6 protein-coding genes are annotated in these 7067 nt (G+C 54.7%); 1 reads left to right on the top strand and 5 read right to left on the bottom strand.

The annotated features are described in order from the left end of the window. Nucleotides 1–1196: NAD(P)/FAD-dependent oxidoreductase (locus tag BP822_RS11530; protein ID WP_286878329.1), on the bottom strand; the 1196-nt coding region annotated here is incomplete at its 3' end. 226 nt (nucleotides 1197–1422) lie between these two features. Here BP822_RS11530 and BP822_RS11525 point away from each other — a divergent pair. Further along, nucleotides 1423–2592 carry an MFS transporter gene (locus tag BP822_RS11525; RefSeq protein WP_286878328.1) on the top strand — a complete coding sequence of 390 codons (1170 nt, stop codon included), beginning with the start codon at nucleotides 1423–1425 and terminating at the stop codon, nucleotides 2590–2592. 42 nt (nucleotides 2593–2634) lie between these two features. Here BP822_RS11525 and BP822_RS11520 read toward each other — a convergent pair whose 3' ends face one another. The 4 genes from BP822_RS11520 to BP822_RS11505 form a co-directional block, all read right to left on the bottom strand. After that, the gene (locus BP822_RS11520; RefSeq protein WP_157863777.1) at nucleotides 2635–3666 is read right to left on the bottom strand and encodes an FmdE family protein; all 1032 of its coding nucleotides are present in this window, start codon (nucleotides 3664–3666) and stop codon (nucleotides 2635–2637) included. A 275-nt stretch (nucleotides 3667–3941) separates the two neighbouring features. Next, entirely contained in the window at nucleotides 3942–4511 is a 570-nt protein-coding gene (locus tag BP822_RS11515) for a flavin reductase family protein (protein WP_013719878.1), read from the bottom strand. Between the two features lie 7 nt (nucleotides 4512–4518). After that, a complete protein-coding gene (locus BP822_RS11510) occupies nucleotides 4519–5268 on the bottom strand; it encodes a P-loop NTPase (protein WP_013719879.1) in 750 nt (249 codons plus the stop codon). A gap of 15 nt (nucleotides 5269–5283) precedes the next feature. Next, nucleotides 5284–6822 (bottom strand): ABC transporter substrate-binding protein, encoded by a 1539-nt coding sequence (locus BP822_RS11505; RefSeq protein WP_013719880.1) that lies wholly within the window; start codon nucleotides 6820–6822, stop codon nucleotides 5284–5286. Nucleotides 6823–7067: the final 245 nt, after the last annotated feature.

Below are 7067 nucleotides of genomic sequence, written 5' to 3'. Positions count from 1 at the left end.
ACTAGGGTGGAGTCGGCATTAACTCCGGGGATGATCTGGTTTAGGATCTCCAGGCCCTCGATGATGTCCATCACTATCCGGTGAGGCAGGGCCATGGAAATATCCCCCGGGGTCACATCCTTGAGGGTATTCTCCACAGTGTTCCGGGCTATTCTCTCCTCAGTTGACCTGCGGCCCCTGTGCAGATCACCGAGCCTCTGGATGACCGGCTTATGCCCTCCAATGGTTGTGACCAGCTTTGCTATGGACATGCCATAAGCGGTGGTGTTCTCCACCGGCCGGGTAAGCTCCAGCCGAACCAGGAAGGCGAAGTTGGTGTTCTCAGACTTCTCTACTATCATGGAGTGGCCATTGGTGGCGATGAAATCAGGGTACTCCTCTTTGACCACAAAACCACCCGGATTGGTGCAGAAGGTCCGGACGAAGTCGTCGTACCTGCGAGTGACTATGTGAAACTTAGGGTCCCTGTTTATCCGGGTGATGGGATCCATTATGATCGAGGGCACCTCTATCCTGACACCTACATCCAGGGGCCCGTACCTGGCCTTGATAGCGTACCTGTCCAGGAGAATGCTGATCCATTGTGCTCCTATCCTGCCTGGAGCCAGCAGGATCCGGGAGGCCTTCTCCTCTGTGCCATCGGCCAGCCGGATTCCTGTGCACCTCTCGCCCTCAACAATCAGATCCTCCGCCCGGCAGTTCAGCCGGAACACAACTCCCCTCCGCTCCAGATCCATCTTGAACGCGGCTATTATCTCGGGCGTTCTGTCGCTGCCCATATGGCGCTGATTTATGGGCACAAAACGGGCTCCGGCAGCAGCCGCCTTTCGCCTGAGCTGTTCTTTATCGTATTCTGATGATTCAATGACCATGTTTGGCGCACCATATCTGAGAAAAGCGGAGTCGACCTCATCGATCAGCCTCCAGGCCTCGCTTTTCGCCAGGCTCTCCAGGTCACCTCCAATTGTGGGATGGAGGTTGAGAAGGCCATCAGAGAATGCGCCTGCTCCTCCCACCCCGCACATTATCTGGCAGGGATAACAGTGAAAGCAGTGGCCTCTATCCTTCATGGGACAGTTGCGATCCCGGATGTCCTTTCCCTGATCTATCACCAGTACTTTAGCATCTGACCTGGAAAGCTCTAAAGCGGCGAACAGTCCCGCAGGGCCGGCACCAACGATGATCACATCGACCATACAAAAATGATATTAGTGTTATGGCTATTTATATCTGCGTCTGAGCGAATATTAGCGATCGCGCGATTAACCTTCGGATCATTGTAATAAGAAAAGAAATCGAGATATCGCTTGTCCTTCTTGCCCAGATCTTTTCCGCTTCTGATTTTGTCTACAATAAGGGCATTGAGGTGCCTGCCTCATACAAGGGTATATAAGGACCATCAGCACGAGCGAGAGCACATCCATGTCGCACGATCAGTTGGCACAACCCCCATCACGGTTATGGGAGATCGCCCAGCTGTCGTTTGCGCACCTCGTTAATGATATCTATGCTCCGGTGCTGATGGCACTTCAGCCGCTTCTCATCACCACCCTCGGGTACAGTTATGTCCAGGCCGCGCTCCTCCCGGTGATGCACAGCCTGATCTCCTCGCTGCTCCAGCCGGTCTTCGGTAGTCTCGCAGACAAGCGAGGGTTTCGGGTCAGTGTGGCAGTCTCCATCCTCCTCTCTGGCTGCGGGATAGCCGTTCTGGGCCTGCTATCGAACCACTACCTGGCCATGCTCGGCTGCGTCGCAATCGCCTCTGTTGGCGCTGCAACCTTCCATCCGGGTGCACTCTGCAAGGTAGCTTCGATTGCTGTCTTGAGTAACCGGGGCCGTCTCACCTCTTTCTTTATCGTGGGCGGAAACCTCGGTCATGCTCTCGGACCGATCCTTGCCGGCATAGTGATCACGGCTGGAGGCCTTTCTGCTATAACCTGGCTTTTGATACCTGCTGTGATCGTCGCACTTCTCCTCCTTATTCGTCCGATCCCAGACACCTGCCCGGTGGCGGCACGACAGGCAGAGTCCGACGGCGAGGAGAACTGGAAGCCGGTGATCCTTCTCTTCACCGGCTCTACGCTCCGCTCCTGGGTCACCGTCGGGACGATGACCTTCCTCCCCACCTACCTTGTCCTGAACGGGTACCCTCTGCTTGAGGCAACCTTCTTCATCAGCTCCATGCTCTTAGCTGGGGTTGTCGGGCAGCTTGCCGGAGGCTACTTCTCCGATCGGGTGGGCCGGAAACCGGTAGTTATCGCGACAACTCTGTGTTCCATCCCGGCTTTTGCCGCGATTCTTCTGACGAATGATGCGCTTCAGATTTTCGCGATACTCTGCTTCGGGTTTTTCCTCTGGGCCTCGTTCTCGGTGACGATTGCCATGGCTCATGAGCTTATGCCGAGCAAGATTGGCCTGATCTCGGGCCTCTTCATGGGTATCGCTATGGGCGCTGGCGGCCTTGGTGTCTCGGTATCGAGTGCCATTGCCGACCAGTTCGGGCTCACCGCCACCCTTTCCGTCTTCCCCTTTCTGATCCTCCTGGCAGCTTTGCTCTTTTCAGCCGTTGGATACCCGCGGAGGCTTTCATAAAAAATAGGGGGGATGGTCAACTTATCCATCCTCGAATCGGTTTCAGGTCTCTACTCCCAGCACCTTCAGGGGGTGCACGCCCGCGCCCTGGAGGGCCTGTAGCTCCTCCGTGCTTTCCAGGTGGAACTCCTTGATGGTGGAGACGAACTCTTCCGGAGAGTCGGCGGCGTCCATCAGGACAAAGTCCTCCTTCAGCCTGTAGGCCCAGCTTGGCCAGGTATCTATGTTGCTCATGTTTCCGGCCTTGTTGAAGTCGAACCCGAGGACCAGGCCGTCACCAGATTTGGACGAAGCGTCCCAACGGATGAATATGCCTGCGACTCTGGTGCCGTTATACTTCTCCGTCAGAGCGCTTGTCTCATCTTCGGTAAGGCATTTGACGAAGATGCCGCTCTTTCCAGGAGTGCAGTCCCAAGCGATCTGGAAGTAGTCATCTTTGCACCAGTTGGGACAGGCTATTACCTTGTAGCTCTGGTTGGCAGGGTCATCGATGGGGAGCTCTTTTTCCATGTACCTCGCGAGCAAGAAGCCGCTGGAGACTCCAGGGCAGAGGTGGTCGTGGAGCTGGACGGCCTTCATGAAGACATATGGGGTTTTCTCGTGGGTCCAGACATTGGCGATGGGCAGCATGTGGCTGAAGTTGCCCGGCTCCCAGGTCTCGACGTTGGCGAGGACGGTCTCTGCATCGATCTTATCCTTATCCTGGATCTCGAAGCCGGAGGCGTCAGCGTTCATCTTCATGTATACCGCCTCTCCGGTGTTCTTGTTGAAGAAGCCGAACCAGAGGGGCTTCCAGGGTGCGCTCAAGATGTTGACCAGGTTCTCCTTTCCAGGAGTGCAGCCGGAGACTTCCACCACGGCATCAAGGCACATATCGGTCGTCTGGCCGTCGATTACCGGATATCCGGCGTTGGTAAGGGCCAGGACGTTCACATCTCCCTTCTCAAACCCCAGTTCGGTCATGGCATAGTTTGTTGCATTCGTGCCGAGCTGATACATGTCCACCCCTTCGGCCAGAGCCATACCAGGCACCAGGGCCAAAAGGAGCAGAACCGTTACTGCAAATTTCTCCATTTTCACTTTATCGCCTCATCTTCGGTACTGTGCTTGCAATCTGTGAATAGTCGCAGACGTGGAGATGTTAATCTGAATAGTTTATAACTTTTTCGGAAAAAATTCATACTTGATATGAATAAATATAAATTTTGCTTATAACAATTTTTCAGCGCCGAAATGGCAGAAGAGGGGGGCGTCCGGGGGCAAGCATTGCACCGAGAGCCACGCCCCCAATTGTAGCTCTGTGCAGAGGTGATCGTAAAAAGATTTAGGGAGATTTGAGGACATGATGCTCAGGGATGATGAGCGTATCCGCCCTTTTCTCCTGTTGCCGTGGGACGGACGAACTGCATTCCCTTGTTCGAGCCCATTATGCATAGAGGCATGGCCTTCTCAAAGTCCATTCCATTCTCCGGAGAGAAGAACCTGTCGTCAGCCTCCAGGTGCACCACCCGGCCAACGATTAGCACATACTTCTCTCGGGCTATCTCCTCTTCCACAGTGCATTCAGCCCAGGCCAGGCAGCCCTCGATTCCTGGTGGCTTGACCTTGACTGAGGGTCTGGCCACTAGACCCGCTTCCTTGAGTTCGTCGACCTCTGGGGGGAAGCTCTTAGCACAGGTCATGACTGCATCCTCCATCCCAGCTCTTGGCACATTGATCACAAACTCCCCCGTCTGGCGGATGTTTTCCAATGTGTCTCTTTTTAGCCAGGAGGCGATCAGCACCTCATCCAGTGGCCGGAGGACCGGGGTCACACAGGACCAGGGTGCCGCATTTCGCACTCCATCTTGAGAGATCGTAGATAAGAGCACTACCGGCAGAGGCATGATCTGCGACCTCTGATTCGGCTTCAGAATCATACCTTGATCACTCCGCCAGCAGCCGGTCCACGATCTCTTTCATCTCCGCCAGCTGGGGCACCTGGCTGCCCTTCAGACATGCCTGGAAGACATCGCGATCAAAAGGCACGCTGCCTATGACCTTCTTCCCGTCAACCAGGGACGAAAGCTCCGCAGCATCCTCATTCATCCGGTTGAGGATGAAGCAGACCGGCTTATTGATCTTCGCCCCCATCTCCGATATCTTCTCTGATAGCTGCACCGACTCGAAGCTGGGGTCTATGACCACCACTATCCGGTCGCTGCCCGCTTCCACCCCCCGGCCGAAGTGCTCGATTCCCGCATCCGTATCCACGATGACCTGCATTCCATCCGCTTTCAGTTTCTCGATGAACTCTCGGGCCAGGGCGCCCATGGGACAGGCACAGCCTTCGCCGTAGTCGTGGATCTTGCCGATGGCAACCAGCTTTATGCCATCCTCGCCCACAATCAGCTCCTGGGGTATATCATCTATCGAGAACTCCTGAAGAATGGAGAGCTTTTCTTTTCCCTCCGACCTCATAAATTTCATCAACCGCTCCCCCAGCCCCTTCTTGCCGCCCAGGGAGTCCATGAAGTCCCTGGGCTGGGGCAGGCCCAGCTGCTTGTAGAGGCCGAAATTGGACTCGTCGGTGTCCACCACCAGCACTTTCTCTCCTCTCGAAGCCATCTCCCGGGCGATAAGAGCGGAGACGGTGCTCTTTCCGCTTCCGCCTTTGCCGCAAATCACAAATTTCATCTCTATTCACATCCTTCAGCTGACAAATATCTGCTTATTCAGTGCCAGAGGAACGCCATTGGCAATTCCCTGCCGGGTGTAATACATTTCCACCCTGCCGTCGTGCGCCCAGTAGGTGTCAGCGTAATATAGGGGAAGAACCGGCAGCTCCTGTGCATGGATCACCTGAATACGATCGATCAGATCCTCCCGTTTCTGCTCGTCTATCTCAGCCACCTCTCCGTCCAGCAGCTCATTGAGCTCCGAGTTCTCTGTGTAGCGGGCGCTGTTGAAGGTGTATCCATCGCCGGTCATCCTCTTCAGGATCTCGGGATCTGCACCCATGCCGCCGTGGCTGTTTAGAGCCAGATCGAACTTCCATTCAGTAACCATGCTGTCAAGGGTCTTGGAATCCACTGTGCGAAGGCTTATCATGAAGCCTGCATCCTCAAGCTGCTGGCGTATCAGCTCTCCTGCCCGCTCATTGATTGAGGTTACCAGCATCTCCAGTTTGACCGGACTCCCATCCACAGAGAAGTAGCCGTCCACCTTGGAGTAGCCCAGCTCCTCCATCAGCTCCTCTGTCTTTGCCGGGTCGTAGTCGTATGGCTCTACATCGGAATTGTACCAGTGGTTATCCACAGCGAAAAGGCCGGGGCTGGCCAGGACTCCGTAGCCGCGAGCGGCATTGTCCACCAGGGCCTGGCGATCGATGGCATAGTAAAGTGCCTGCCTGAAACGGGAATCAGATAGAGGCTCCTTCTTGTGATTGACCATGATCTTGGTGATAGAGTCATGGGAGGAGAGCATCACGGTGAAGCCCTCGTCTTTCAGGTTCTCTACCACCTCAGGAGGCACGTTTGCTGCGTTCACATCCCCTTTCTCCAAAGCGGCCGCAGACATCTCCAGGTTTACCTTGACGAACTTAAGCTGTTTCACTTTGGGGCTGCCGAGGTAGTAGTCGTCAAAGGCCTGATAGAGATAGCTTCCCTGGGACTGGTCATAGTCCACCAGCTGGAATGGGCCGGTGCCCACAAGAGCGGAATCCTCCCGAAACTCTGCGGGATCGTCTACGCCCTCATATATGTGCTCCGGGAGAATGGGAAGGGTTCCGGCAACCAGTTCCAGGAAAGGAGCATAAGGCTGGTTGAGGCTGATTCTGACTGTATAGTCGTCGACCGCCTCTGCCGTCTTTATGATGTCGGAGGAGACCCATATGTAGGGATGCTCTTTAATGTAATCGATGGTAAAGACCACATCGTCGGCGGCGAACCTCTCGCCATCATGCCAGAGGACATCCTCTCGCAGCTTGAATGTATAAGCATCATCTCCCTCCATCTCCCAGCTCTCGGCCAGAGCGGGGATGATGCCCTTTTCGTCCTTCCAGACCAATGTGTCGAAGATCAGGCTCATCCTCACATATCCTGGGCCGCGCGAGTAATGGCCGTAGGGCGATGGGTAGCCCCAGTCGCCGATATAGTCGGCAATGGTCAGCACCTGGCCATCACCGCCATCGTCTGCCTGGGCGGTGCAAAGCAATAATAGCAGCAATCCAGCTGCAACAAATCCAATCATTGGGAGGCATCTCATGGAGATGGAATCCCTGGTTGATGATCCGATAAGCATTTGAATTTCACCTTGGCAGTAGAATCTCGCAGGTTGTTTTAAGAACCTTTCCATTAGTAGTATGAATTAAAATCTATGAGTGAATAATAGTAACAATGTTATTCAGTTAGGCTCCTCGCTGTTGTTATGGGTGAACTTGCATCGGAAATTCTCTGTATCTTTTCGCCTATGTGGTGAACCGCTATGCTCTGACC

It is taken from the genome of Methanosaeta sp. UBA458, from assembly GCF_002496085.1.
Classification (GTDB): domain Archaea; phylum Halobacteriota; class Methanosarcinia; order Methanotrichales; family Methanotrichaceae; genus Methanothrix; species Methanothrix soehngenii.
Note: the sequence above shows the minus strand (reverse complement) of the source record. Positions and strands in the feature narration are given on the sequence as shown.

What these genes read in the sequence shown, in the direction of transcription:
- BP822_RS11520 (WP_157863777.1), bottom strand. Translation starts at nt 3,666, where the DNA reads ATGGAGAAATTTGCAGTAACGGTTCTGCTCCTTTTGGCCCTGGTGCCT.
- BP822_RS11505 (WP_013719880.1), bottom strand. Translation starts at nt 6,822, where the DNA reads ATGATTGGATTTGTTGCAGCTGGATTGCTGCTATTATTGCTTTGCACC.
- BP822_RS11525 (WP_286878328.1), top strand. Translation starts at nt 1,423, where the DNA reads ATGTCGCACGATCAGTTGGCACAACCCCCATCACGGTTATGGGAGATC.
- BP822_RS11515 (WP_013719878.1), bottom strand. Translation starts at nt 4,511, where the DNA reads ATGATTCTGAAGCCGAATCAGAGGTCGCAGATCATGCCTCTGCCGGTA.
- BP822_RS11510 (WP_013719879.1), bottom strand. Translation starts at nt 5,268, where the DNA reads ATGAAATTTGTGATTTGCGGCAAAGGCGGAAGCGGAAAGAGCACCGTC.